This window comes from Acinetobacter sp. ANC 4470 (genome assembly GCF_002135335.1).
In the GTDB taxonomy this organism is placed as follows: domain Bacteria; phylum Pseudomonadota; class Gammaproteobacteria; order Pseudomonadales; family Moraxellaceae; genus Acinetobacter.
Map to the genome: position 1 here is coordinate 1 of NZ_NEGC01000011.1, position 25654 is coordinate 25654.

Here is a 25654-nt window from a genome sequence, read left to right on the forward strand (position 1 = left end):
AAAGTGCCTTCACCGCCAATGAATAAATGTTGTAACGCATAACCTGTGGCATTTTTAATCATGCCTTTGTTCAAGCGTAGTACATCGCCTTTACCCGTCACGACGGTTAAACCCAGTACCCAGTTACGCGTCATGCCGTATTTAATGACTTTAATACCGCCAGCATTAGTACCAATGTTGCCGCCAATTTGTGACGAACCCGAAGATGCAAAATCGACTGGATAATACATACCCTGTTGTTCAGCATAGTTTTGCAATTGTTCAGTCACCACACCCGCTTGTACACGTACCATACGGTCTGCAGGGAAGAACTCAAGAATTTGGTTCATTTTGTCCATGCTAACGACAATTTCACCATTGGCTGCCACAGCACCCGCAGATAAACCCGTACGACCACCTGATGGTGTAATCGCAACATCAAATTGATTCGCGAGTTTAACAATCGCTTGCACTTGTTCTGTGCTCGATGGAAAAACGATAACCGATGGATTTGGATCGAAGTGCTTCGTATGATCACGCCCCCAATTTTGGAGGCTGTCCGCATCGGTTTTAATGCGGTTTTCACCGACAATAGCTGTCAATTGGGTTAATAACTCAGGTGTTAAAGCGACTGGAGCATTCATCGTTTGCAGACCTAGCAAGAAATATACAAGTGGTGGATGGCCTATAGATCATTCATTTGTGAAAATTTTAAACAAGAATGTTGTCTTAGACTGGGCATGAACACAAAACCAATAGCATGACTATGGTGATTTTCACTGCACAGCATTATAAGACATTTTTACTGAAACCCTGCGGAAATAAGCATTTTGACAATCTAGCCTACAAATCACAGTTTTAGTTAGACCAAAATCTGAATTTCATAGTATATATATTGCCAAAATACCGATCCTCTGCGTCATAAAGGAAATGTATATAGACCCTTCTCGTATGTTATCATATCGCGACTAAATTTGGCCTTTGTAGCGGAGCCGTAATGAGCCAACATCTTTCTCTACCTAAAGATAAAATTCGTTTCTTGTTGTTAGAAGGCGTTCACCAAAACGCAATCGACACATTAAATGCTGCTGGATACACCAACATCGATTCCCGTAAAACTGCGCTTGAAGGTGAAGCGTTGAAAGAAGCGGTTAAAGATGCTCACTTCATCGGTATTCGTTCACGTACTCAGCTGACTGAAGAAGTATTTGAAGCAGCCAACAAGCTTATCGCTGTTGGCTGTTTTTGTATTGGTACCAACCAAGTTAATCTGAATGCTGCCATGATTCGTGGTATTCCAGTCTTTAACGCACCATATTCAAATACACGTTCAGTGGCTGAACTGGTACTTGCTGAAGCAATCCTTTTACTTCGCGGTGTTCCTGCGAAATCTGCTTCAACGCACCGTGGTGGTTGGAACAAATCTGCAGTTGGTTCGTTCGAAACACGTGGCAAAACTTTAGGTATCGTGGGTTACGGCTCAATCGGTTCTCAACTTTCAGTTCTTGCTGAAAGCTTGGGGATGCATGTTATTTACTATGATGCAGTGACGAAATTACCTATGGGTAATGCACGTCAAGTCGGTTCTATGGCTGAACTTCTTGCCAATGCTGACGTTGTATCATTACACGTACCAGACGTACCATCTACCCGTAATTTCTTTGGCAAAAAACAATTTGCTGAAATGAAAGAAGGTTCTATCTTCATTAATGCTGCACGTGGTACATGTGTAATCATTGAAGATCTTGCTGATGCGATTAAATCAGGTCACATTGCCGGTGCAGCAATTGACGTATTCCCGAAAGAACCTAAAGCAAACGGTGAAGAATTTGTTTCTCCACTACGTGGCTTAGACAACGTGATTTTAACCCCTCACGTGGGTGGTTCTACCATGGAAGCGCAAGCAAACATCGGTTTAGAAGTGGCAGAGAAATTTGTTGCTTACTCAGATAAAGGCATGACTTTATCTGCAGTGAACTTCCCAGAAATTGCTTTGCCGTTGACTGAAGGTAAACACCGCTTACTACACATTCACAAAAATATTCCTGGCGTTCTTTCTAAAATCAACAACTTGTTTGCTGAACACGGCATCAACATCTCGGGTCAATCATTAATGACCAAAGGTGACGTTGGTTACTTAGTGATGGACGTTGACGCAACTGCTTCTAAAGAAGCTTTGGATACCCTAAACGAAGTTGAAGGTACAATCCGAGTTCGCGTATTGTTCTAATTTAATTTAGAACGCAAAACCACAGCATCCGTGCTGTGGTTTTTTGATTTTGGGCATCTAAAAATAGAGTTTAAGAAAATAAAAACTTTACAATTACACTAATTACAGTTGTTTGTGGCAAATAGACATGTAATCATCCGAATGTAAGATACTGTCCTCACACTTTATTTTCAAAAGTTTTCAGTCATTTTACCGCTTATTGTGAATCTCCCTTTATTCGAACAATCGAAACAAATTTAGTTATAGAAATGAATGCCTAATTTTAAAAATACGCCACATGCTCAAGCTTTAATTTTATTGTTTATTGCCATGATCAGTATGCAAAGCAGTGGCTCGCTTGCCAAAATCCTGTTCGGTCAGTTTCCTGTACTGACCGTTTCAGTCATGCGCCTATTATTAGGCTCACTTATTTTGGCCGTGATTTTTAAAATTTGGCATATCAATTTTAGACAGGTGAACTGGCGTGCCATTAGCAGCTATGGCATTGCTCTAGCGGGTATGAATGCCATGTTCTATTTGTCGATTGAACGCCTCCCCCTTGGGATTGCCGTTTCTTTTGAGTTTATTGGCCCACTTGGTGTGGCTCTGTATTATGCGCGGCAAAGATACGATTTCATTTGGGTTGGACTGGCCATTTTAGGCTTGGTTTTACTGTTTCCATTCGATCAAACTTCACAAAGTCTAGACCCGATTGGCATTGCCTTTGCCTTAGCTGCGGGTGCATGTTGGGCAATGTATATTATCTTTGGGCAGAAACCTTCAGGGATTTCAGGCAATCATACTGTGTGCTTAGGGATGTTTATTGGCATGCTGTGCTTAATGCCCGTTGCACTCTTTTCAGGAATTCCAAGCAGCGTTTTTGAACCTTCAAATTTCATCTATTTTATTGCCTTGGCCATACTGGCGAGTGCATTGCCATTTTCTTTAGAAATGATAGCACTGCGAAGTTTAAGTCCTTTTATTTTTGGTACATTGACCAGTTTAGAACCTGCCATTGCAGCTCTTTCAGGTTTTATCTTTTTACATGAGCAATTGCTCTGGACACAGTGGTTAGCGCTGATGATCATCATTGCTGCCTCAGTGGGTTGTACCTATACCACGCATCAAGCCAAGCAAAAAATAGAAGCCAAATTACAGCAATAAAAAATAGTAGCCATTCTCATATTTTGATTCTGAATCAGAAGTTTAGAGCGCCATTCATTTAATCATTATTATTTTTATGAAAATAGCCAATCACTGCTTCTTTTCATAATTGCTATAATAGGAACACTTTCTCAAACTGATTACCTTAACCGGTTGTAGCGCGGAGCATATGTCCAATACTCAACTTACTGCTGTGTTATACATGGTTTTATCCATGGTGGCGTATCAGATCAGTGCCTCATTTGCCAAACAACTGATTGAAGTCCTCGACCCACTGACCGTCGTGACCCTTCGTCTGTGTTTTGCTGCTATTTTGATTGTACTGATGTTTCGTTCTTGGAAAATTATCAAACGTTTACCCTATCTAAGATGGAAAGACTTATTATTTTATAGTGGTTCAGTCTGTTTGATGAATGTACTGTTTTATGCTTCTCTGGGTAAATTACCACAAGGCATTGCTGTAGGTCTGGAGTTTTTAGGACCGCTGACTCTGGCATTACTTTCCATTAAGCAAAAAAGTGATTACATCTGGGTTGGCTTAGCCATTTTAGGTGTGGCGCTGATGGTTCCTTGGCAAGATGCCAATCAACATAACTTCTCCTATTTAGGTGCAGCTTTTGCAGTGGGTGCAGGTGTCTGCTGGGCAATATACATTTATTTTGGGCAACGTGTTGTACGACAGAATATAGGTATGCATGCGCTCAGCATCGCCATCGTCCTATCCGCGATAGTAATGTTACCGATCAGTGTGGTACATAATCCAACAGCATTGGTGCAATTTCAATATTGGCCTCAGGCTTTAATGATTGCACTATTGGCCACGGCTATTCCTTATGCGCTGGATCTGATGGCACTGAAACGCTTAAGTAAACTGCGTTATGGCACACTTTCAAGTTTATCGCCTGCACTGGGTGCTTTAGCAGGTTGGTTATTATTAAAGGAACACATTAGCCTGCTACAAAGTGTTGCGCTACTTTGTATTATGATCGCTTCGGTTGGGGTGACCTTTCGATCAGGTCAGAAAACTAATCCTCAAAGCAGTTAAAAACCAAATCAAAGAGGGCTCCCCCCCTCTTTGAATTTTATACAACATCAAGTCAAACTGTCTTTTTCTGCCTTTTTATACTTCTTATATTCAGCTAAATATTGCTGAGCGAGGCTTTCTTTCTGCTCGGCAGAGAGTATTTTACCTGCTTGCTGGAAAAAACTATGTTCTTCTTCCTTTAAATGATGGTGTACTGTATCACACAGCTTCTTCGCAATCATAAGCCAACTGGGATTGCTAAACTCCGTTTCAGTGAGCCGCTCAAGCAATTCATCCATTTTATGATGTTCAGATAATGCATGTCGAGTAATGTTTAAACCTGAATCAGTCATCATTAAAGGAATATAAAAATAGCGATCTTCTCCTACTGCATGGGCAAAAAGTTCATTTTTGAGTAACTCAAATAGCTCCCGACGCTCTTTGCTGTCACCAGATGTTTTTATTAATTTCTCAGATAAATCTCTTTGTTTTTCATGACTTTTACGTAGTGCTTCAAATATATTCATGATACTAATCACCTTTGGCTATGGGCTATATGATCGTGACCAACAGATATAGGAATAAGCCCCATATGGGACTCTTATTTTTAAGCAGCAATACGCAAAGACACTGTTAATTTTTGTGCATTTTACTATTAACTTGCGAAAAGCATTTGATAACTTAAGCGAAGAATCAGCACTGAAACCAAAATCAAAAATAAAATACGAATAAAACCACTACCGTATTTTAACGCCATTTTCACCCCAATCAATGAACCTGCAACATTGGCTACAGCCATCATTAAGCCTAAACTAAACAGCACATGACCCGTTGGAATAAAGAAACTTAACGCGGCAAAATTGGTCATAAAATTGCCAATTTTAGACAATGCTGAAGCATGTAAAAAATCGACTTTTAAATAGCGAATAAAATAAAAAATAAAGAAACTACCCGTACCAGGGCCAAAAATGCCGTCGTAAAAACCAATGACTAAACCACCTACACCCGCCAAGACTAATGTTTTAGTGGTAACACTTTGCTGAAAATGGACTTGCCCAAATTGCTTTTTCATAAAAGTATAAATGGCAATCACAATCAGCATAAACAACACAAAGGGTCTCAGAACCGATTGCGGAATCATGGCGACGCAAGCTGCTCCAGCAAAGGAACTAATAAAAGCAGCCACAGCAATTACAGCCAGTAATTTCCACGCAAGTTTTACTCGGCGAAAATAGGAGAATGCAGCCGATGCCGTACCACAAATCGATGCTAATTTATTAGTACCAAACAAAATTGCCGTTGCCATATGGGGGAAAGTATTCATTAATGCTGGAATTTGGATTAAACCACCACCGCCCACCGCCGCATCTATTGCACCAGCACAGAATGCAAAAAAAATCAGGCTAATGATAATCTCAATGTCCATATGGCTTTATCGCTTTCCTACAAAATGATTAAAGAATAATTAGAGATTTAAAACACGTTTCGGTACTAAACGCTTTTTATCAGTAATTTCGGCCAGACCTAAACATTTCTCGCCATCAAAAACCAAAACTTCAGTTTCTGCTGCATGCTCAATATTACTTTCCATACCACGACTAAAATATTCAGCACGCCCTTCAGGAACTTGCACTCGAGTAAAATGATCGACAGGCGCAAACGCAGGTAATAACAAAGCATCACGTTCAAATTCAGTTAAGCTTTCTAAATATTCAATGGTATAGCTTGGAATCAGGTCAAATTGCCCTGTTTTAATGCGGTGCAAATAAATTAAATGCCCAAAAGTATTTAAGGCTTTGGCAATATCTTCACCCAATACACGAATATACGTTCCTTTAGAGCAAGTTACATCTAAAGTCAGGCTATTTTCAGTAAAAGATAATAATTCAATCGCCTCAATGGTAATTGGACGTGCTTCACGTTCAATTTCAATACCTTTACGCGCCAACTCATACAACGGACGGCCTTCTTTTTTTAAGGCAGAGTACATCGGTGGAACTTGCTGAATATTCCCCACAAAGGTGGCCAAAACCTGTTCAATTTTTGCTTGAGTCAGCTCAGGAACAGCTTGCTCGAACAAAATATCACCTTCAACATCACCCGTAGTTGTACTATGCCCCAAATAAATGGTGGTTTGATAGCGCTTGGTTGAATCCAATAAATAATGTGAAAATTTAGTCGCTTCACCTAAACAAATTGGCAACAAACCCGAAGCTAAAGGGTCTAAAGCACCGGTGTGTCCACCTTTTTGGGCTCGGTATAACCAACGGACTCTCTGCAATGCTGCATTAGAACTAATACCCAAAGGCTTATTAAGTAAAAAAACACCACTCAGATGACGGCGTTGAATTTTAGGTGAAGTCTTTTTCATAGCGAAGATCAAGCAAGTTCAAACGAATGACATGGTAACAACCGCTTGTCAGTATTTACAACTTTTCTACGCTTCATTTACTGATTTAATGTCAAATTGGACTCTATTTTTAGACTAATAAAAACAGAAATAGAAGGTTGCATAGGAAATGCAGAAATATAAACTCTGGGTCATTTTGGCTCTTATTGTGTTGTGTATCGGCGCAGTATTATTTTGGTTAGCACCCTCTCAATCCAGTGCAGACCAAACAAATTCAGCACAAACCATTACTACACAAGGGAATTTATCCACAGAAAACAATACAACAGAATCAATTCGGGGTCAGAATCTTGTGAGTAAAAGCCAGCAAGACACTGAAATTAACTGTCAGTTGCGCTTAGATCACACCAATCGTTTAATTGTAAATGAACAAACACGTAACTGTTTTGAATACTTTATTACTCAATATGGTGAAAAAGACCTCAAGCAAATTAAAGCTGACTTTAAGACTTATATTGAGCAAAGCTATCAAGAGCCTGCCCGAGCACAAATTTTAGATTTATGGAATCGCTATATGGATTACCGTGAAAAACTCGGTCATTTACCAGCACCCAATATTGATAAAGAAGATCCCAAATATTATCAAAGCATATTTGCCAATATGAAAAATTTACGTCAACAACTTTTCTCGAACTACGAAATTGACGGCTTATTTGGCACTGAAGATATTTACCATGAATACACGTTAAATCGCATGACCGTTCTGGATGACAAAAACTTAACTGAAGCACAAAAGGCAGAAAAATTAAAAAATTTATTCAATCAACTCCCTGAAGACTGGAAAGAAAACTTACAGCAACTCAATAAACTCGAAGATTTAAGAAAGCTCACCGCAGACATTAAAGCGCGTGGTGGTTCTGCTGAAGAGATTCATCAAATGCGAACCAATTTAGTCGGACCTGAAGTCACACAACGCTTAGAAACTTTGGATACAGAGCGCAGTGATTGGAAAAACAAGGTCGATGGCTATCTGAATGAGCGCGACAGTGTGATGAAAAGTGGCATGAGTGATACCGCTAAACAAAAAGCAGTGCAACAATTACGTCAACAGCATTTCAATAAATCAGAAGAACAACTTCGGGTGAGTACTTTTGAGTCGATCCATGATCAAGGTGGCAAACTGCCTTTTTCTGAATAAGCACTTATAAATTAAAACTATTTTTTAGGATGAAAAATATGCTAAACAACAAGAAAATAATGATATGAAACAAAGTCATTCATGAAATTTAAAAACACAATTTATCAATACAGGAGGATTATTTTTTCTTTCACTATACAAAAAGTATTAAAAAAAATTTAACAAAGGATCGGTTATGAAAATTTTAACGACAAAAACCAAAGCAGTAACCTTTGCCGTGATGGCAACCCTTTCTATGGGATTAACTGCTGAAACTCAAGCTGCAAAAGGAATTTTACAGGTTAAAGAAACAGTAAAATCTGACTATGCGAAAACCAAATACCCAATTGTAATGACTCATGGTTGGTTAGGTTGGTCACGTATTGGCAATGATAGTTTTAATATTGATTATTGGTATCAAATTTTGCCAGATATGGCACGTAATGGTGCGAATGTCTTTGCTGCACAACTTTCCCCTGCACATACAACAGAGTTCCGTGGGGAACAATTAATTGCGCAGGTTGAAGAAGTACGTGCCCTGACGGGTAAAGATAAAGTCAACCTCATTGGTCACTCACACGGTGGTCCTACAGTCCGTTATGTTGCCGCAGTAAAACCTCAATATGTAGCATCCGTAACAGGTGTAGGCGGTACTTTCCGTGGTTCGAAAGTTGCAGATGACATTCAAGGTAACACAGGCAGTCGTACCTTCTTTAATATTCTCGGTGACTATATTGTTGCACCGCTAATTTCTTGGGCCGAAGGAAATCCAGATATGCCATACAACTTTGATGCATCAATGGCATCATTGTCTGAGGCAGGTTCTGCAGATTTCAATCAACGCTTCCCAACAACGGCTTTAGCGACTGACTGTAACAAAAGTGGGGCTAAAGTTGCGGATGGTATTTATTACTATTCTTGGGGGGGGGCAGCACAAACGACTAATCTACTCGATATTGACACCATCCTGATGCAGTTAGGTCCACTGTCTTATGGTAATAAAGACAATGATGGCATGGTCGCACGGTGTAGTAGCCATATTGGTCAAGTTATTCGTGACAACTACAATTTAAACCATACCGATCTTGCAAATATGCTATTCGGTCTCAAAGGTCTCTTTGCACAAGATCCGGTTGCACTGTATCGTCAACATGCCAATCGTTTAAAACTACAAGGTTTATAATACTGATTCCTATATGTGCTACTTGCACATATAGGAACTTAACCTTGAATCAACTCGTTACACTTATAAAATCCTTCTATCACCTTCTGCTTATTTTTAATGCCTTAGACTTTATACTCAGTATTGACAATACACATTGTCATAAAAATCAGCAATAAAATAAAAATAGAGGAACTACTATGAAATATGGACCATTGTTTGCCAGCGTAATGCTTGCTGCAACATTTTCTACCACACATGCCTCCACTCAAGCTCAGCAAGTTGAAGTGAAATCCCTCACATCAAGTTATGCCAAAACCAAATATCCGATTGTATTTAATCATGGTATGGGGGGCTTTATTACTGTGGGTACGGATCAATTTGGACTCGACTACTGGTATCAAATTTTGCCAGACTTAGCGCGTAATGGTGGAAATGTTTGGGCAACACGTGTTTCCCCTTTTAACTCATCTGAAATTCGTGGTGAACAACTGCTTCAACAAGTTGAAGAAATTATCGCCATTAGCGGTGCTGCTAAAGTCAATTTGGTCGGACACTCACATGGTGGTCCCACCATCCGTTATGTCGCAGGTGTGATTCCCAATAAAGTTGCCTCATTAACGGCTATCGGTGCACCCAATACGGGCTCTTCTGTGGCTGACCTGATCTTAAAAGCCGAAGGTACAGTGGTTGAAGCACCATTAGTTGGCGCGGTAAACTTAGTTTCTAAGGCCATTACTTGGGCACAAGGTTTAGACCCAAATAGCTTCCCACATGATGCTTTGGCAGGTGGTAACAGCTTAACTCTTGCAGGCTCCGCCAAATTTAATACTCAATTTCCATTAGGCATGCCAACGACTGCATGTAGCGAAGGCGCTGCTCAGAAAAATGGGATGTACTTTTACTCATTTGCTGGAGTAGGCACCATCACCAATCTACTTGATCCAGATTCAGCATTAAAGGTGACAAGTTTGCTGATTAATAATGGCAAAGATAATGACGGTCTTGTTTCACGTTGCAGTGCTAAATTTGGTAAAACGATTCGCGACAACTATAACTGGAATCACTTAGACGAAGTCAATCAAGTCTTAGGTTTACGTGCTCTATTCGCACCTGATCCAGTAGACGTCTACCGTCAACATGCCAACCGTTTAAAACTGCAAGGCTTATAAACTTGGTCGATATTTAAGACATAAAAAATGCGCCATAAGGCGCATTTTTTGACTCGTATAAAACTTAAAATTAAGCTTTAACTTTACGAGCTGGTAATTTTTCACGGATACGTGCAGCTTTACCAGACAATTCGCGTAGGTAATAAAGTTTAGCACGGCGAACGTCACCACGACGTTTCACAATGATACCAGCAACGATTGGTGAATGCGTTTGGAAAACACGTTCAACACCAATACCACTAGAAATTTTACGTACTGTGAACGCAGAGTTCAAACCACGGTTTTTGATTGCGATTACAACGCCTTCAAAAGCCTGAAGACGTTCACGATCGCCTTCTTTTACTTTTACTTGAACGACTACAGTATCACCAGGTGCAAAAGCTGGAAGATCAGTTTTTAATTGAGCATTTTCAATAACTTGAACTAAAGGATGTTTACCACTCATGTGGGAATCTCCAATGTGCGGGACAGAAGAGGTCTGTACCGCTGGGGACAGAGGCTAAAGCGCGTATCGACCCGTTTATCTTTCCCTTTACAGCCGAACAAAGTCGAACCAATAAAGAGCCTATTCATAGATACTTAAAACTCATAAAAGTTTAAGTATTTAAATTTTTGAGCCATTTTTTTTGCTGCTTGCTCAACTCAACTTTTTCCACCAACTCAGGTCGGCGTTCCAAAGTGCGTTGATAACGCTGCAAAAACCGCCATTTATCAATATTGGCATGATGTCCTGATTTTAACACTTCAGGAACATCCAAACCTTCAAAATGGTCTGGCTTAGTATATTGTGGGCAATCTAAAAGACCATCCACAAATGAGTCTTGTATCGCCGATTGCTCATCAGACATGGTCCCCGGAAGTCTCCGAATAATACTGTCCAATAAAACCATCGCAGGCAGTTCACCGCCCGATAAAACATAATCGCCAATTGACCATTCCTGATCAACATATTGCTGGATCAAACGTTCATCGACACCCTCATAACGTCCACACAATACAATCAATCCGTCATATTCAACAAACTGTTGTACCGCAGCTTCGTCTAAGGTTTTCCCTTGTGGAGACATATACACCACAGGAACCTGAACACATCCCGCTTGCAAAGCAAGCTCTTTAGCATGATGAATTGCTTTTGCCAAAGGCTCTGCCATCATCACCATACCTGGACCACCACCAAATGGACGTTCATCCACTCTTTTGTAGTTGCCCGTCGCAAATTCACGTGGATTAATACAAGTGACTTGTACTATTTCACGTTTTGCTGCACGCCCGCTAATACCGTAGGCTGTAATCGCTTCAAACATTTCAGGAAAAAGCGTAATGACTGCAAAAAACATCGCAGACTCCTCTATTTTCCTGCTGCGTTCATCCTTAAAGGATTAATAATCTACGCCCCAATTGACGTAAATACGACCAGCTTCTAGATCAACTCGTTGCACCACATCTTTATGCCATGGAATCATACGCTCTTCAGCATCAATGCTGTCTGGTGTTGCGTGAACCACCATCACATCATTGGCACCTGTCTCAAACATTTCATGGATTTTTCCGAGATTTACTTCTTGTTCATTATCATCCAAACCTAACACTGTTAAGCCTTTCAAATCTGTCCAGTAAAACTCATCCATTCCTGCTTTCGGAAGTTGCGATTTTGAAATCCAAACATTGGTTCCAACCAAGCCATCCGCTGCAGTGCGATCGCTCACATCTTTTAACGAAACAACCAAGCCTTTGCCATGCGGCTTCCAACGTTTTACATCTACTGTTTGCCAACCTGCTTTGGTTTCAATGTACCAAGGCAGATAGTCAAAGATGTTGCTCATAGGTTCTGTATTGGAATAGACCCAGAGCCACCCATTTAATCCATATGCTGAACGTAACTGTCCAATCTGAATACGATCTTCGGGAACATTCTGTGTTGGTGTCATGGGCTTTCCTACTACTTAATTCGCAAAAAATTATGCAGCAGCTGTAGCTTTCTTAGCTTGAGCAGCTAAAGAAGCAACACGTTCAGACGGTTGAGCGCCTTGAGAAACCCAATGAGCAAAACGATCAGCATCTAAACGAAGTTTTTCTGCTTGACCTTGAGCTGTGGGGTTAAAGAAACCGATACGTTCGATGAAACGACCGTCACGTGCATTACGGCTATCAGTTACAATAATTTGATAGAACGGACGTTTTTTAGCACCACCGCGTGCTAGACGAATTACAACCATGATAAAAACCTTATAATTTTTACGGATTATCCCTGTGTCGACCATCGACACACTTCAAACCCCTTTCATAGAGGGCGATATTTTACTTTATATTTTCTATGAAAGGAAGATCAAAATTTATTTATCCACAGTTTGAATTTATATTTTAACGTCCGTCCCAGTTTGAGGTTGCAGATGGAATACACGTTGAACCACCTTTATCTGAACCTTTTGTCCAACAACGCTCACCTCGATGATTCAGAACTATATGACCATCACCAAATTGAGTTGTACTTAATTTTGGAGTAGCTACTAAAGTCCATGTACCTGCCGTAACATTTGTTAAGGCTAGATCATATAATGGTGAAGCCGATGTTGGAAGTACGGACGGTACTCCTACATCAGCTAATATTATAGGTGTACTTGTTCCCACTCTAAAAAAGGTAAAATTTGCAATTTTATAACGCTGTAATTGCCCTGCAATTTGTATTATAGAGGCTTGTGCATCAATTCGCTTAGTCTTACGCACTGATTCTTGATATGCAGGATAAGCAAACATCGCAATAATACCAATAATAGCTACAACGATCATCAATTCAATCAGAGTGAAGCCTTTAAGATTTTTCACCATTCTTCACTCCCTGTAATATCAGCTCCACAGGTAGCATCTGTAATATTAGTTGCAGTGATATTTGCTACTGTTTTATTTTTACAACGTAAACCTGCACTCGTCATCAAAAAGCTAAAGTTATTGGCATCTGTACTTTCAGCACGAATTACCCAACTCTGTCCCGAAGCTGCATTACTGGTAAGAGCTCTTCCTGTATTCTCCCCATCTCTTACAGTAACTCTATATTGAATGGCGCTGCCTGTAGCACCATTAGGTAATACAAGTGGGTCGGGTGTCGTTGAAAAACCCAAGTAATTAAAATTACGTGTTTTATTTTTTTCAAGTAAATTTGCTAATTGTTGGATCTCCTGTTGAGCCTGTGAAGCAAATGTTCGTCGTATATATTCCTGATAACTGGGGATTGCAATAGCCGCAAGAATTGCGACTATTACAACCACGACCATTAACTCAATGAGTGTAAAACCAGATACAGGATGCTTTTTTTTAAAATTTATCATTCATCATCCTTATCTAATACCAGAAAACTCATACCAGCGCTGAGGCACTAAACAAATTTTACTGCTGCCTGCCGAAATAATACCCGATATTGTCGTTAATCCACGATTTCCTGTAGAGATACAATAGTTATTATTGGGACCACCACCACCACCACCACAATTTTCAACCGTAGGATCACATTCTTTATTATCAACAACAGTTGTCGTTTGAATACCTGGACCTGTTGTACAACCATCTGGTGATGTACATTCTTCTGATGGAGGTGGTGGATCTTCACCTCCTCCACCTCCATCAGCTTTAACACACTGACCATAAGGCATGCAGAACTGTTGTAAGAAGCTTTCACCTTTTACCCCAGCACCACAATCTCCAGATAAACCGGGCTTACTCCCATCAAATGTTGAAACAAACATTCTTGAATTCAAAACAATCGGGGTAGCAAAGACTTTCGCACTTTGTAGCTTGGCACTCGAACCTGATGACCTAAAACGATAGAACCAACCATTACCCGAATATGGTGCGACGAGTGTTGTATCATCATTTCGATTGTCTTGAGTAATTTCGCCTAAATCTGCTCTTATCAATGTCTTCGTAAATGTTGTTGCCGTATATAAATCTTTACGTGCCACATCTTTATCGTAAATATTATAAACCGCATCATAATCATAACCCGATGTACCTACTGTATAATCTTTTAAAGGTTGACTTCGATTACCCGTTCCAATAGAGATTGCAGCAAAAGTTTTCCCCGCATAATCATAGATAGAAAAACCAGGCATATCATAAAATCTTGGACTTTTTGCGGCAGCGTTTAAGTTTAATAACATTCTTGGGATCTTCGCAAACACCCCTAGTGTTGCTGCATTATTATTAAGATCAATACGGAATAATTGACCACCTAAATCACCAAAATAAAGATGATCGACTAAGCCATCACTATTCCTATCTTCAGTACGAATTTCACTGACCACACTATATTTTAAGTTGTCATCATTTAACCCAATGACACCACTGTCTGTTGAAGATGAACTGGTTGTTGCATTTTTGCTCGCCCACCAAAGTAGGTCGCCATTATCGGCATCGAACATATAAACACCACCACCCTTTGCATTGGTTTGATCATATGTATCACTTTCATAACCTGCATATGGGCCTTTAACACCGTTGGTACGAGCATCGCCGTCATCACCACCTGCATCATATCCACCACCCACAAACATGACACGTTTGCGGCTCTTACCCCATTTTACCCATGCAATTGCAGGTTTGGACCAACTTTGACCCATATACTGTAAAGCATCAACGGTTTTACTACTTCCGTTGTAATACACTTTTTTATCTGCTGGAGAAATTTGGAACTGAAGTTTAGGGTTATTCATATTTGCCAGATCTAAAGCATAATAACTACGCCCCCCCATACGCAAACCACCATAAGCAATCTGTTTGCCTTCTTGTGAGTTTCGACCAGTACCGACTGTCAAATTACTTGAACTATCAACAACATATTCAGTATAAGTTGCCCATGGAGCATCAACACCATAATACAACTTACTCAAACCACCACTTGTACTATCGTACTTTAAGAAAGTCTCTTTTTGATTCTCAACCATTTCATTCGGCACAAATGCAAATTTTTCTTTACCTGTTGTGGCATCAACCACATGTAAAAGCCCTTGGGTCGTACCAAAAAGAACATAATCCTCACGATTTGTCGAAGCTAAAATGTTATTGCTATAGGTGATTTTACCTTTGTTTGTAACCAGTATTGGTGATGAATGCATAACAGCACCAACCTGACGCAACTCTGGTGCTGTTGTCAAATTAATATTTGTTGGATTAACGGCATCCACACCATAACCTAACAAACTAATGAGGTAACCGCGATTCGAATCATTTTTATAAGTCGCATCGGTTAAATCTGCAACTCTAACTTGGCGTAAAGTGGTGTTATTAACAAAAGTTGCTGACGTTCCTGAACCATTTGCTATGCGATTTGTGAGTAACTTACGATTTTCTGTGTTTGCATCAGTGCGTAATTTAAGTTGTGACTTTACCCCCCCCATTAATGAAAACTTAGTACTCCCGTACGTTGTTTCATCGGCATCTTTAACACTTTCATCAACAGCAGGAGCCCATAAATCATAGTTATCAATGATACGACCTTTACTATCGACAATTTTATTACCACCTTTATCTTTTAATAAACCCTCTATTACATTGTATTTTTTAAGGTTCCCTGCCCACAGTTGATAAGTTTTATCTGGGGTTGGTTGAAATTGTGGATAATAAGCTACTTTTTGCAAAACTGATGGATTAAGACTATCTCTAGGTACTGTTGGAGAACCTGTAGTAACAGCAGGGATATCCGCACTCAAACTATTGATAAATTCATTAACACTATCAACAACATCCTGCGAACTTGAACCAGAGTACCATCCCCCTTCACCAATAATTCCCCAATAAGCAGCTCTCTTTACGTTTGTATTAATATCGCCTAGATTAGCAATATTTTGTTCTTGAGTTAAACTTTTACTATAAGAAGCGACATCATTAAAGCTACTTCCGAATCCTACAACTGCTGTTCTCAATTTCAAATTTGCTGGATTAGCACTTGGATCAAGCAAAGCCAAACTCAATTTATTTAAGCAATCCCAACTTCCACTATCATCACAAGTAAAATTCTGACCTTTGGCACCTAATGCACCCTGCATTAATGGTAAGGAACTAGTATCTTGGGTTGGCTCTCCATCTGTTAATACATAAACACCTTGTCCACTACACTTTTTAATATCATCTGTTTGATTTAATGAAGAAGGCTGTACATATAAAGTTTTAGTCGTATTTTTTGTTGGATCCAAAGAATAACTAAAACCACTATTATTATTAAGAATATCAATGATACCTGAATAATCGTAACAAGTTTTATTTTGATAATAATTGCCCGAGGTACTAATTGTACACGCAGAGCTACTAATAGAATCATTCAATACGGGTAAGTTTTCCGTACTAGAAAAACTACTCCAGGTACTACATGCCGAATAACTCGAATTCCATGCTGTACACTTGCTAACATGTTGCACCCAAGAATTAGAGGTCTTCGATCTATACTCATAAGATCTATAATAAGGCATATCAGAAACAGTACGTTGTCTAGATGCAGTCGTCGTTCCCATTAAATAGGACACTGTTTCAGCATAAGAACGGGCTGTTGGTGTATTTGTGGATGCAGAAAGTCCTTTAACGTAGCTTAATAGAATATCCCGTTGTTTTTGATTCCCAACGTCAGCCCCTAACACACGTGCTGGTACTAAGATACGCCCTGTATTATAGGCGGTGTTGGTATACACCCCTAAAGTGGAAAGTCCAATGATCTTCTGATCATCAAGTCGAGTTATTCCTTTGGCCGTATTTCCTTGTAAGAGATCAAAAACCCCATCTTTAAGTCTTGAAATTCGATCATAACAACGATACGAAGTACCAACTAACGTACATCCAGTCTTTGGATTTTTTACTTTTGCTGAGGCACTGCTTACACTAACAGAGCAATAATTACGACTATAACCACCTGGAGCAGTATCTGTATTACAGTTATTACTAATCCCATAGTCAGGACTAATTGATCGTGTATCCATACTTCCGGAAATATCAAGCATAAGCATGAGTGTAATTTCACCCGACTTTGCTTCCTGATAAATATCAATATCACTAGCTTGAACACTACTGCTAACAATAAGGCCTGTACATAATGCAGTAATCGTCGTAGCCAATAAATTTTGACTATATTCTTTGAACTTCACTTTATTATTTAATGTTTTCATTTCCCTTTTTCCCATTATATAAAGTTCTGCGCAATGGTGTACTCACTCACCTGAGTCGTGAAAGGTACATTTAAACTGGTTAAGCACTCCGTCACACTTGTTAAAGGATTATTAACAGCTGGTGTGCTTGAAGGAATTATTGGTTTTGTCGTATCACTAGGTACAGTGACCTCATTCATATGAGATTGAAGACAAGTATTAATGTCCGCGCGAGGAACATTTGAAATAGCAGGCATCAGAGATACAGCAAATATTTTTACGCGTTTAGTATCTTCAACTTGCCCTGTTTTACTATCTGTAGTACGTGTCCGGTCGTAAAAGGGATCAAGCTCTTCCACTGTTGAAAATTTGACTGAAACTTGAGTCATAATCGCCCGTCGCCCACTTGTAAACCAGTTGTTACTGCTACTTTGACTAGCATCACAATATCCATCTATACCAAAATTATTATTTGTTGGTTTAAACTTTCCAGATTCCCATTCAATGATATTTGCTCGAGCAATATCAAAAAAGCTCGTTTGATCTCCGCGATAACAAAAAACGAGCTCCTTATTCTTATCATTCACATTACTCACATAACCAAACATCCCACTTCCACTCAAAGCTTGAGCTAAATTATTGACCTCTTCGGTACTAAAAAATGCCGAATCTGAGTTCTGAGTTAGTAGCTGCTGAACCTGACTATTTGTTGCAATACTTAAACCCACCACACTTTGACGAATAGCAATTGTCCCAATAACCATAATGGCCACAAGAAAAATAAGCACAACGATCAAGGCAGCTCCCGATTGAGTTTTTCTCATTCTCCACGTTCCCCTATCGAATTTCTTAAGGCCACTGTTTGTGAAATAACTTGACGCACGTATTTGGTTGCTGTAGCTGGTTTTTTCACTTTTACAGTTTGATCCAATACTACAAACTCTTGGTCATCTTTAATCAAAGTCTCATTTCCGACATTTTGAGAAGAGCGGGTTAACAATCCAATTTGTACCGAAACTATTCGTGGTCTTGGTATAGCTAGTCCCATATAGTCATTTATCGATATATACCTATGTTGAGTATCATTCTGAACGCCCATTAGCACACGAAAATGGTCAACCCGTTTCATAATGATTTCGCCTGCATCGCCATATCTAGTGACAGCAGTAGGATTACCTGTAGTTGAATAAAACCCTGAATCACAAGCAAGTGCTAGCGGTTGATTCGGTTCTGCTTGCTGATTGTTGGTATCCGCACGTAAAAAATAGCGTTGAACAATTACTTGTGGCCCAAATGGCGCTTTTTTTGTTGGATCTGGTTCTGTCGAATTAGGATCATTTAACAAAAATTCTAATCGATTACCTTCACAATCAAAGCCTCCAAATAAAACATCATCACTGGTATTGGTAGGCGTATTTTTTTGATCTGTAATATATTGCGGAATATATTGAATCACCAGTTGATCACTTGATATATCAGAGCCACTAATTTGTACATTCGATGCACCAGACCAAGCTGGTGCTGTACCTGCAGGCATCCCATTACTTCTTGAAAGTAAATTTACCGCAGCCGTGTTGCCTGCAATAGTATTAACAAAATTACTTAAAGGCGTAGCAGGGACAGTTTTTGTATCTTTAGTTGCATTTACTGATGAGGTAAGAGCTATTCCACCAAATGCCGTTTCATCATTTAAAATTGATTTCTGATTATTTAAGTTTGCTAACCGAATATCTTTCGTTAAATAATTTAAGCCAAAATTTGCATTACCTTGAATATCAGACATACCCTGCTGCATAGACAAACTTCTTTGACTCGCTAAAAATAATAAAATTGCAGCTGCAGTAATAATCAAACCCAATGTTAAAGAAAGCATCAGCTCAACTAAAGTAAAACCTGATTGTCTGATCATTTTAATATGCCTCCATGATTACACAGGTTGAAGTTTGATTGTAGGCATTACCATTCGTACAATCTCCAGTTCCTGTTCCATCAGTAGCACTTGAATCTCCCCAAGCTACATATACACAGTTACGGTTATTATTATTTCCCTGACAGTCCATAATATTTATAGTCATGCCAAAAGATGCAGCCTTATTTGCTACTTGGGCTACGTCAAAATCTGCAAGATCAGTCTCAGAACAATTAGATGTAAAACAATTTGTTGTATATGCTTTTTGATTTACCGGAGTTTCTATTTGAGATTGATATTCTGTAACAGCAAAACGATTAACACGAATTCTTTCAGCTAAATCTCGCGCTATATTAATTGCCTGCACGCGCGAACTGGCTTCAGACGTCGCCTCTACCGCTCGATATTGCAATGCAACAAAACCTAATACACCTATCGCCAATATTAATAGAGCTATAAGAATTTCAACTAAGCCGACACCTTTCTGATTTATAATTGATTTCACTAACAAGTCCCCTCTGTCGTCTGCTGAATAGTCCCCATCTTAGAAATACTTATTATTTTTGATTTCACACCGCCAGATTGATCACAAATCTGAAATGTCGTATCCGTACTCGCTCCAGAAACTACTCCAGTTATATCGAAAGTAATAGACGTAGCAGATTGTAGAATTGCTTTTCCTTTCGGCTTCCAATTTACTATCCCTGGTGTATTTATAGGCAGGGAGTTGTGTTCATCGACGAATAAATTTACCTCAATATTTCTGCGTTCTAAAGCAGCTTTAGAACGAGCCTCATTTAAAGTAAGTATTAAGTCTTGAGCACTTCTATTTAAATTTTGACTTAAAACCATGTCCCCAAAAGAAGGCGCAGCCATCATTGCAATAATTGCCATTACCGCAATGGTCACCATCAACTCAATTAAGGTGAACCCTTGATTTTTTTTTGTTTGCTGCATACTCCCCCCAGATAACAAAATTTTACCCTATTAAAAATAATACCTAACTTAATTACAAACTAAACACATAAAGGATAAAAGGCATAAAAAAACAGATAATTGCCAAAATACAATTACCTGTCAAATTAAGAATTTAAAGAGAATGTTACCTCTTTAACAGTTATGCCTGAATTACAGAGATACGTAACTCTTTCGGCAAACTAAATGTAATATTTTCTTCACGTCCTGCCAGTTCTTCTGGCGCTTTAGCACCCCAATCCTGCAGTCGCTGTATGACTTGTTTGATTAAAATTTCGGGTGCAGATGCGCCAGCAGTGACCCCAATTTTAGTATCTTCATTAAACCATGATTGATCTAGTTGGTCGGCATTATCAACCAAATAAGCCTGCTTACCCATACGTTCAGCAAGTTCACGCAAGCGATTTGAATTTGATGAATTTGGTGAACCTACCACTAAAACCACATCACATTGATTGGCTAAATCACGTACGGCATCTTGGCGATTTTGCGTGGCATAGCAAATATCATCTTTCCGTGGCCCTTGAATGTGCGGAAACTTCGTCCGTAAAGCATCAATGACTTTGGCTGTGTCATCAATCGACAATGTGGTTTGCGTTACAAAAGCCACTTTTTCAGGATCTTTAACGGTTAATGCAGCGACATCTGCTTCATCTTCAACCAAATAAATTTCCCCACCCTTTTTTTTATCATATTGCCCCATAGTGCCTTCAACTTCTGGGTGGCCTTCATGACCAATTAAAATCGCTTCCGTACCTTCACGGGCATATTTCGTCACTTCAATATGTACTTTAGTGACCAATGGACAAGTTGCATCAAATACTTTTAAACCGCGGCGCTCTGCCTCAATTTGTACGGCTTTTGATACACCATGCGCACTAAAAATTACAATATTATCATCTGGAACTTCATCCAGCTCATCAACAAAAATTGCCCCACGCTGACGTAAATCATCTACTACAAACTTATTGTGTACCACTTCATGGCGCACATAAATGGGCGGATTAAAACACTCAAGTGCACGATTAACGATCGCAATTGCTCGGTCGACACCTGCACAAAAACCACGTGGATTGGCCAATACAATTTCCATAAGACCCTCAATGTTCACTCGAATTTAAACTGAATAATTTGAAATAAATGCAAACAAACTACGATCAGCTCTTTAGTTTGACGATAGTCTGCTCTAAAATAGAGAAGATATTTTATCATATCAGGAAAAATATCATGTCGGGTCTCTTGTTTGTCGTTTCTGCTGCATCTGGAACAGGCAAAACATCTCTGGTTAAAGCCCTACTTGAGCGTGTGAATAATTTACACGTTTCTGTCTCACACACAACTCGTGGTCAACGCCCAGGTGAGCTCGACGGTGTGCATTATCATTTTTCTCAAAAAGAAGATTTCCTTGCTTTAGTACAGCAAGGTGGTTTTATTGAATATGCTGAAGTATTTAGTAACTATTACGGTACAGCTCAAGCCACGGTAAAACAACAATTGGCTAAAGGTCATGATGTTTTACTTGAAATTGATTGGCAAGGCGCAGAACAAGTTCGTAAACTTTTTCCTGAATCTCAACAAATTTTCATTTTACCGCCAAGCCAATTTGATTTACGTCAACGTTTGTCAAATCGGGGCACAGACTCTGTTGAAGTGATTGAACACCGATTAAGCTGCGCGGTTGAAGATATGCAACAATATCTAAACTTTGACTATCTCATTATTAATGATGACTTTAATAAGGCATTACACGACTTAGAGTCGGTGATTATTGCCAATCGTTTGCGTTTGTCACAACAAGCCAATCGTCATCAAGAATTGATTCAAAAATTAATAACGCCTATTGAGTAGTGATTAAAACTTGAGTCTACAGTCAAAGCCTTTTATACTGCTCAGTCTGTTCAAATTTAATATTCAAACGAGAATTCTTATGGCACGCGTAACCGTTGAAGATTGTTTAGACCATGTAGACAACCGCTTTGAGCTTGTACTAGTGGCAAGCAAGCGCGCGCGTCAATTGGCACGTCAAGGTGTCGAACCAACTGTAGAGTGGGATAACGACAAACCGACTGTAGTATCTTTACGTGAAATTGCTGCGGGTCATGTATCGAAAGATATTTTGAAACAACGTGATCAAGACTATCAAACCTCGAGCCTTGACCTTGCACTTTCTGCAAACAACTTGAGTATAGATGGATTTTCTTTCCAATAAGAAAGAAAATCTTATGAAAGCCTAGTTTTTAACTAGGCTTTTTTTATTGGATAACTTTTATATTTGCTCAATAACCGTTATAACATAAGTATAAAGATACGTTGTTTCAACGGTATCTTTTTTGCTTTTTTTTGAATGAAAAATTTGACACGTCATGCAATATGTTTTTCATTAAAGATCTAGCGATTTAAATTGTAGAAACTTAAGTAGTAAAGGTGTTATATGCCAGGCCCACAGGTCAGCCAAGCCAGACAACAGCTCAAAATCATTATCGATGCTTACTTAGATGCAAGCGATGTCGAGCGCGTGCTTGCGGCCTGCGATTATGCAGATCTTGCACATGATGGCGTGACACGTAAAAGTGGTGAACCTTATATTCTACACCCCATTGCAGTCAGTAGCATTCTTTCGCATATGCGCTTAGATGCTGAAACCCTCATGGCTGCACTATTACATGATGTGATAGAAGATACAGAATTCAACAAAGATGACATTGCTGAAAAATTTGGCCGTACCGTTGCCGAATTGGTCGATGGTGTGACCAAACTTAGCCATTCCAGCGATAAAGAATACAATAAGGCAGCCTCGTTCCGTAAAATTCTGCAAGCAACGCTACAAGATCCTCGTGTCATTATTATTAAACTTGCAGACCGTTATCACAACATGACCACTTTGGGCTCATTACGTCCAGATAAACGCATGCGTATCGCACAAGAAACATCGGATATTTTTGTTCCAATGGCACGTATCGTCGGTATGAACGAAATGGCGGATAATTTAGAACATCTGTGTTATCAAAATCTTGATTTAGATATGTTTAATAATGTGCAAGAAGCACTATTACAGACCAAACCTAAGCGCTGTGAATATCAAAGTCTTTGGGAAAAAAATCTAACTGAACTGCTGCAACAACATCAAATTTCTGGGCGTATTAAAAAGAAAAATAACAATATTGAATTACTACGTTACTTTGTAAAAAATAATATTGATTTACAGGAACTTACACACAGTCATGCTTTTGAAATTATTTTACAAAGTATTGCGGACTGTGACCGTTTAGCAGAAATTTTGCGTGAAAACTTCCAAATCTTACATTATGAAGATCATATTCGTCGTCCACTTCCTGGCGGCAATCAATCACTCATGATGCGTTTAAAAGGTGAAAAAACCACCTTATCACTGACCATTCAAACTGAGCTAATGCGTAAAGCAGCCCGTTTCGGTGTAATTTTAGGTGAAAATGCCCCCCAAGCTTGTCGTTCAGCCATTCAAGCCTCGATGCAAAATCTCAACGTCCTAATTGATGATGCCTGTGCAAAGACCACGTTTAGCGACCTTTTAGATTATTTACATCAAGAGAAAATTTGGGTCTATACCCCACAGGGTCATTTACATGAACTTCCACAAGGCGCGACAGCAGTCGATTTTGCATATTCAGCCAGTCTATTTTTAGGCAACCATGCTGTGGGCGCAAAAATAAATGGTGAAACTAAGCCACTTTCAACACCACTCATTAGTGGACAAGTGGTTGAAATTATTACTGATGTTTTAGCAACACCCAATCCAGATTGGCTCAGCTTTATTAATACTCAAAAAGCCCGACGTGCGATTCAAAATATTTTGCGCGATCAGGATATTGAAGAGCAACAACTGGTTGGTCAACAGGCCTTAAACCGCGCCTTAAAACTCTTTAATCGTTCAGTCACAGATTTAACCGATGCTGATTGGCTGGATATCTTGCAATGGCGGCATATTGAATCGCAAGAACAATTATTTGAACAAATTGCCGTAGGTGACTTACTGCCTCAATTGGTTGCAAACCATCTATTTGCACAAGGTCAAAACATAGACTCTCAAGCTTCCACTCGCCTGATTCAAGGCACGGAAGGCGTTGATGTCAAATATGCACATTGTTGTAACCCTGTTCTTGGTGACCCGATTCAAGGGCATTTATCCCGTCGCGGCTTAATCGTACATCGTGCTCGTTGCCACAACCTTTTACATGAACAACATTTGCATCCAGAAAATATCATGCCACTACATTGGACTTCTGATAGTGCGAATGATATTAGTTTTACAGCCTATTTAAGTATTGATATGGCCATGAACGATGAACAAATTTCTGACCTCATCTATCAATGCCGCAAGGAAAAAACGGGTGTAGAAATGGTACACAACCATGAAGGCAAAACTTACGTCAACATTGTGGTGCATAATCGTAAGCAAATTGCACAAATCATTCGTGATTTACGCATGCATTTTGGCTTTCCACGTATTAGCCGTTTAGCTCAACCGATTAATATTTCAGAAGCATCAAAAGCAAGTTAATTCAATCATATCTCCTTAATTCATGGATATACGCTATGATGTTTGAAGATAATATAAGGAGAAATCAATGTCCCGCCAAGTCATCCATACTGAAAATGCACCTGCAGCAATTGGTACTTATTCTCAAGCAATTTTAGTGGGAAATACGCTGTACCTGTCAGGTCAAATTGGTTTAGATCCCTATAGTATGGAATTGGTTGAAGGTATTGAGGCACAAATTCGTCGCGTATTTGATAATTTAAAAGCAGTCTGTGAAGCAGCAGGCGGTTCTTTGGCTGATATTGCCAAACTAAACATTTTCATGACTGATCTTTCACACTTCCAACTGGTAAACCAGATTATGGGTGAGTACTTTGCACAGCCGTACCCTGCCCGCGCAGCATTAGGGGTCGCAAGTTTGCCTAAAGGTGCTCTAGTCGAAATGGACGGCATTGTCATTATTAATATTTAAAAATCATATCGTTAAATATTTTTATCAAACACTACCAATAAGGTGGTGTTTTTTTATTCAAAAATCCAATTAAAATAAATACTATTTCAAATGAAATACATTGACAAACGATAACAATTATCAATAATATCACCTATCCCATTTCACTCCTATGGCCAGTCTCAAATGTACGTTTGTTTATGTCGTGGTATCACCGATCAAGATATTAAAGATGCCGTAGCAAATGGTGCTGAAAGCTATCGTGAAATTCGCGATTTACTTGATTTAGGGACATGTTGTGGTCGCTGTGCACCAGAAGCCCGTGCAATTATTAGTGATGAACTTTCAGATCTGGCTGCCCGTTTATCTTATGCTGCTTAAAGTACTATTCTTATAATAATACTGTTTTAATGATCGAAAGATCACTCCTCCCCCGCTTATGACT

At 39.3% G+C, this 25654-nt stretch carries 27 protein-coding genes; 11 read left to right on the forward strand and 16 right to left on the reverse strand.

Annotated features, from left to right (window positions below; translation table 11 throughout):
* A partial coding sequence (locus tag B9T25_RS13290; protein ID WP_143222480.1) for an FAD-binding oxidoreductase occupies window positions 1–623 on the reverse strand: 623 nt, incomplete at its 3' end.
* A 353-nt stretch (window positions 624–976) separates the two neighbouring features.
* On the opposite strand from B9T25_RS13290, the gene serA reads away from it, so the two are divergent.
* From serA to B9T25_RS13305, 3 genes are all read left to right on the forward strand, one after another.
* A complete protein-coding gene (gene serA / locus B9T25_RS13295) occupies window positions 977–2209 on the forward strand; it encodes a phosphoglycerate dehydrogenase (RefSeq protein WP_086188892.1) in 1233 nt (410 codons plus the stop codon).
* A gap of 252 nt (window positions 2210–2461) precedes the next feature.
* Entirely contained in the window at window positions 2462–3352 is an 891-nt protein-coding gene (locus B9T25_RS13300; RefSeq protein ID WP_086188893.1) for an EamA family transporter, read from the forward strand.
* A gap of 169 nt (window positions 3353–3521) precedes the next feature.
* A complete protein-coding gene (locus B9T25_RS13305; protein WP_086188894.1) occupies window positions 3522–4397 on the forward strand; it encodes an EamA family transporter in 876 nt (291 codons plus the stop codon).
* A gap of 47 nt (window positions 4398–4444) precedes the next feature.
* Here B9T25_RS13305 and B9T25_RS13310 read toward each other — a convergent pair whose 3' ends face one another.
* The 3 genes from B9T25_RS13310 to truB all read right to left on the reverse strand — a co-directional run bounded on the left by B9T25_RS13310 (window position 4445) and on the right by truB (window position 6747).
* Window positions 4445–4903, reverse strand: coding sequence for a hemerythrin domain-containing protein (locus B9T25_RS13310; RefSeq protein ID WP_086188895.1), 459 nt, complete (start codon window positions 4901–4903; stop codon window positions 4445–4447).
* 128 nt (window positions 4904–5031) lie between these two features.
* A complete protein-coding gene (locus tag B9T25_RS13315) occupies window positions 5032–5802 on the reverse strand; it encodes a sulfite exporter TauE/SafE family protein (protein ID WP_086188896.1) in 771 nt (256 codons plus the stop codon).
* A 39-nt stretch (window positions 5803–5841) separates the two neighbouring features.
* The gene (gene truB / locus B9T25_RS13320) at window positions 5842–6747 is read right to left on the reverse strand and encodes a tRNA pseudouridine(55) synthase TruB (RefSeq protein WP_086188897.1); all 906 of its coding nucleotides are present in this window, start codon (window positions 6745–6747) and stop codon (window positions 5842–5844) included.
* A 148-nt stretch (window positions 6748–6895) separates the two neighbouring features.
* Here truB and B9T25_RS13325 point away from each other — a divergent pair, with 148 nt between their 5' ends.
* The 3 genes from B9T25_RS13325 (at window position 6896) to B9T25_RS13335 (ending at window position 10237) form a co-directional block, all read left to right on the forward strand.
* Entirely contained in the window at window positions 6896–7924 is a 1029-nt protein-coding gene (locus tag B9T25_RS13325) for a lipase secretion chaperone (protein WP_086188898.1), read from the forward strand.
* A gap of 175 nt (window positions 7925–8099) precedes the next feature.
* Window positions 8100–9086 (forward strand): esterase/lipase family protein, encoded by a 987-nt coding sequence (locus B9T25_RS13330; protein WP_086188899.1) that lies wholly within the window; start codon window positions 8100–8102, stop codon window positions 9084–9086.
* Window positions 9087–9265: 179 nt separating this feature from the next.
* Window positions 9266–10237 (forward strand): lipase family alpha/beta hydrolase, encoded by a 972-nt coding sequence (locus B9T25_RS13335; RefSeq protein WP_086188900.1) that lies wholly within the window; start codon window positions 9266–9268, stop codon window positions 10235–10237.
* A gap of 70 nt (window positions 10238–10307) precedes the next feature.
* Here the strand turns inward: B9T25_RS13335 and rplS are convergent, their stop codons facing one another.
* The 12 genes from rplS to ispH all read right to left on the reverse strand — a co-directional run bounded on the left by rplS (window position 10308) and on the right by ispH (window position 21335).
* Window positions 10308–10682 (reverse strand): 50S ribosomal protein L19, encoded by a 375-nt coding sequence (gene rplS, locus B9T25_RS13340; RefSeq protein ID WP_086188901.1) that lies wholly within the window; start codon window positions 10680–10682, stop codon window positions 10308–10310.
* Between the two features lie 151 nt (window positions 10683–10833).
* Window positions 10834–11574: a tRNA (guanosine(37)-N1)-methyltransferase TrmD gene (gene trmD, locus B9T25_RS13345; RefSeq protein ID WP_086188902.1), complete on the reverse strand. Its 741-nt coding sequence runs from the start codon at window positions 11572–11574 to the stop codon at window positions 10834–10836.
* A 42-nt stretch (window positions 11575–11616) separates the two neighbouring features.
* Window positions 11617–12165 (reverse strand): ribosome maturation factor RimM, encoded by a 549-nt coding sequence (gene rimM, locus B9T25_RS13350; protein WP_086188903.1) that lies wholly within the window; start codon window positions 12163–12165, stop codon window positions 11617–11619.
* A 30-nt stretch (window positions 12166–12195) separates the two neighbouring features.
* Complete coding sequence (gene rpsP / locus B9T25_RS13355; RefSeq protein WP_086188904.1) at window positions 12196–12453, reverse strand: 30S ribosomal protein S16; 258 nt, start codon at window positions 12451–12453, stop codon at window positions 12196–12198.
* Between the two features lie 145 nt (window positions 12454–12598).
* The gene (locus B9T25_RS13360; RefSeq protein WP_086188905.1) at window positions 12599–13063 is read right to left on the reverse strand and encodes a type IV pilin protein; all 465 of its coding nucleotides are present in this window, start codon (window positions 13061–13063) and stop codon (window positions 12599–12601) included.
* Window positions 13057–13560 (reverse strand): type IV pilin protein, encoded by a 504-nt coding sequence (locus B9T25_RS13365; RefSeq protein WP_086188906.1) that lies wholly within the window; start codon window positions 13558–13560, stop codon window positions 13057–13059. Before B9T25_RS13365 ends, B9T25_RS13360 begins: the two co-directional genes overlap by 7 nt.
* 9 nt (window positions 13561–13569) lie before the next feature.
* Window positions 13570–17379 (reverse strand): PilC/PilY family type IV pilus protein, encoded by a 3810-nt coding sequence (locus tag B9T25_RS13370; protein WP_086188907.1) that lies wholly within the window; start codon window positions 17377–17379, stop codon window positions 13570–13572.
* Window positions 17380–17393: 14 nt separating this feature from the next.
* The gene (locus B9T25_RS13375) at window positions 17394–18182 is read right to left on the reverse strand and encodes a pilus assembly PilX family protein (protein ID WP_086188908.1); all 789 of its coding nucleotides are present in this window, start codon (window positions 18180–18182) and stop codon (window positions 17394–17396) included.
* Window positions 18179–19267: a PilW family protein gene (locus B9T25_RS13380; RefSeq protein WP_086188909.1), complete on the reverse strand. Its 1089-nt coding sequence runs from the start codon at window positions 19265–19267 to the stop codon at window positions 18179–18181. Before B9T25_RS13380 ends, B9T25_RS13375 begins: the two co-directional genes overlap by 4 nt.
* A 1-nt stretch (window position 19268) precedes the next feature.
* Complete coding sequence (gene pilV, locus B9T25_RS13385) at window positions 19269–19772, reverse strand: type IV pilus modification protein PilV (RefSeq protein WP_171262795.1); 504 nt, start codon at window positions 19770–19772, stop codon at window positions 19269–19271.
* Window positions 19772–20224, reverse strand: a complete 453-nt coding sequence (locus B9T25_RS13390) for a pilus assembly FimT family protein (protein WP_086188911.1) — start codon at window positions 20222–20224, stop codon at window positions 19772–19774. The genes pilV and B9T25_RS13390 overlap by 1 nt, the downstream gene beginning before the upstream one ends.
* A gap of 160 nt (window positions 20225–20384) precedes the next feature.
* Window positions 20385–21335, reverse strand: coding sequence for a 4-hydroxy-3-methylbut-2-enyl diphosphate reductase (gene ispH / locus B9T25_RS13395; protein WP_086188912.1), 951 nt, complete (start codon window positions 21333–21335; stop codon window positions 20385–20387).
* Window positions 21336–21469: 134 nt separating this feature from the next.
* Between ispH and gmk the strand changes: the two genes are divergently transcribed.
* The 5 genes from gmk (at window position 21470) to B9T25_RS13420 (ending at window position 25590) form a co-directional block, all read left to right on the forward strand.
* A complete protein-coding gene (gene gmk, locus B9T25_RS13400) occupies window positions 21470–22090 on the forward strand; it encodes a guanylate kinase (RefSeq protein ID WP_086188913.1) in 621 nt (206 codons plus the stop codon).
* Between the two features lie 79 nt (window positions 22091–22169).
* Window positions 22170–22451 (forward strand): DNA-directed RNA polymerase subunit omega, encoded by a 282-nt coding sequence (rpoZ, locus tag B9T25_RS13405; RefSeq protein WP_086188914.1) that lies wholly within the window; start codon window positions 22170–22172, stop codon window positions 22449–22451.
* Between the two features lie 222 nt (window positions 22452–22673).
* A complete protein-coding gene (locus B9T25_RS13410) occupies window positions 22674–24779 on the forward strand; it encodes a RelA/SpoT family protein (protein ID WP_086188915.1) in 2106 nt (701 codons plus the stop codon).
* 67 nt (window positions 24780–24846) lie between these two features.
* Window positions 24847–25230, forward strand: coding sequence for a RidA family protein (locus B9T25_RS13415; protein WP_086188916.1), 384 nt, complete (start codon window positions 24847–24849; stop codon window positions 25228–25230).
* A gap of 165 nt (window positions 25231–25395) precedes the next feature.
* Complete coding sequence (locus B9T25_RS13420; protein ID WP_004650582.1) at window positions 25396–25590, forward strand: bacterioferritin-associated ferredoxin; 195 nt, start codon at window positions 25396–25398, stop codon at window positions 25588–25590.
* Window positions 25591–25654 lie beyond the last annotated feature (64 nt).

Excerpts from the sequence above, each read along its gene's own strand:
- serA (WP_086188892.1), top strand. The coding sequence starts at position 977 with ATGAGCCAACATCTTTCTCTACCTAAAGATAAAATTCGTTTCTTGTTG.
- B9T25_RS13300 (WP_086188893.1), top strand. The coding sequence starts at position 2,462 with ATGCCTAATTTTAAAAATACGCCACATGCTCAAGCTTTAATTTTATTG.
- B9T25_RS13305 (WP_086188894.1), top strand. The coding sequence starts at position 3,522 with ATGTCCAATACTCAACTTACTGCTGTGTTATACATGGTTTTATCCATG.
- B9T25_RS13310 (WP_086188895.1), bottom strand. The coding sequence starts at position 4,903 with ATGAATATATTTGAAGCACTACGTAAAAGTCATGAAAAACAAAGAGAT.
- B9T25_RS13315 (WP_086188896.1), bottom strand. The coding sequence starts at position 5,802 with ATGGACATTGAGATTATCATTAGCCTGATTTTTTTTGCATTCTGTGCT.
- truB (WP_086188897.1), bottom strand. The coding sequence starts at position 6,747 with ATGAAAAAGACTTCACCTAAAATTCAACGCCGTCATCTGAGTGGTGTT.
- B9T25_RS13325 (WP_086188898.1), top strand. The coding sequence starts at position 6,896 with ATGCAGAAATATAAACTCTGGGTCATTTTGGCTCTTATTGTGTTGTGT.
- B9T25_RS13330 (WP_086188899.1), top strand. The coding sequence starts at position 8,100 with ATGAAAATTTTAACGACAAAAACCAAAGCAGTAACCTTTGCCGTGATG.
- B9T25_RS13335 (WP_086188900.1), top strand. The coding sequence starts at position 9,266 with ATGAAATATGGACCATTGTTTGCCAGCGTAATGCTTGCTGCAACATTT.
- rplS (WP_086188901.1), bottom strand. The coding sequence starts at position 10,682 with ATGAGTGGTAAACATCCTTTAGTTCAAGTTATTGAAAATGCTCAATTA.
- trmD (WP_086188902.1), bottom strand. The coding sequence starts at position 11,574 with ATGTTTTTTGCAGTCATTACGCTTTTTCCTGAAATGTTTGAAGCGATT.
- rimM (WP_086188903.1), bottom strand. The coding sequence starts at position 12,165 with ATGACACCAACACAGAATGTTCCCGAAGATCGTATTCAGATTGGACAG.
- rpsP (WP_086188904.1), bottom strand. The coding sequence starts at position 12,453 with ATGGTTGTAATTCGTCTAGCACGCGGTGGTGCTAAAAAACGTCCGTTC.
- B9T25_RS13360 (WP_086188905.1), bottom strand. The coding sequence starts at position 13,063 with ATGGTGAAAAATCTTAAAGGCTTCACTCTGATTGAATTGATGATCGTT.
- B9T25_RS13365 (WP_086188906.1), bottom strand. The coding sequence starts at position 13,560 with ATGATAAATTTTAAAAAAAAGCATCCTGTATCTGGTTTTACACTCATT.
- B9T25_RS13370 (WP_086188907.1), bottom strand. The coding sequence starts at position 17,379 with ATGAAAACATTAAATAATAAAGTGAAGTTCAAAGAATATAGTCAAAAT.
- B9T25_RS13375 (WP_086188908.1), bottom strand. The coding sequence starts at position 18,182 with ATGAGAAAAACTCAATCGGGAGCTGCCTTGATCGTTGTGCTTATTTTT.
- B9T25_RS13380 (WP_086188909.1), bottom strand. The coding sequence starts at position 19,267 with ATGATCAGACAATCAGGTTTTACTTTAGTTGAGCTGATGCTTTCTTTA.
- B9T25_RS13390 (WP_086188911.1), bottom strand. The coding sequence starts at position 20,224 with ATGCAGCAAACAAAAAAAAATCAAGGGTTCACCTTAATTGAGTTGATG.
- ispH (WP_086188912.1), bottom strand. The coding sequence starts at position 21,335 with ATGGAAATTGTATTGGCCAATCCACGTGGTTTTTGTGCAGGTGTCGAC.
- gmk (WP_086188913.1), top strand. The coding sequence starts at position 21,470 with ATGTCGGGTCTCTTGTTTGTCGTTTCTGCTGCATCTGGAACAGGCAAA.
- rpoZ (WP_086188914.1), top strand. The coding sequence starts at position 22,170 with ATGGCACGCGTAACCGTTGAAGATTGTTTAGACCATGTAGACAACCGC.
- B9T25_RS13410 (WP_086188915.1), top strand. The coding sequence starts at position 22,674 with ATGCCAGGCCCACAGGTCAGCCAAGCCAGACAACAGCTCAAAATCATT.
- B9T25_RS13415 (WP_086188916.1), top strand. The coding sequence starts at position 24,847 with ATGTCCCGCCAAGTCATCCATACTGAAAATGCACCTGCAGCAATTGGT.
- B9T25_RS13420 (WP_004650582.1), top strand. The coding sequence starts at position 25,396 with ATGTACGTTTGTTTATGTCGTGGTATCACCGATCAAGATATTAAAGAT.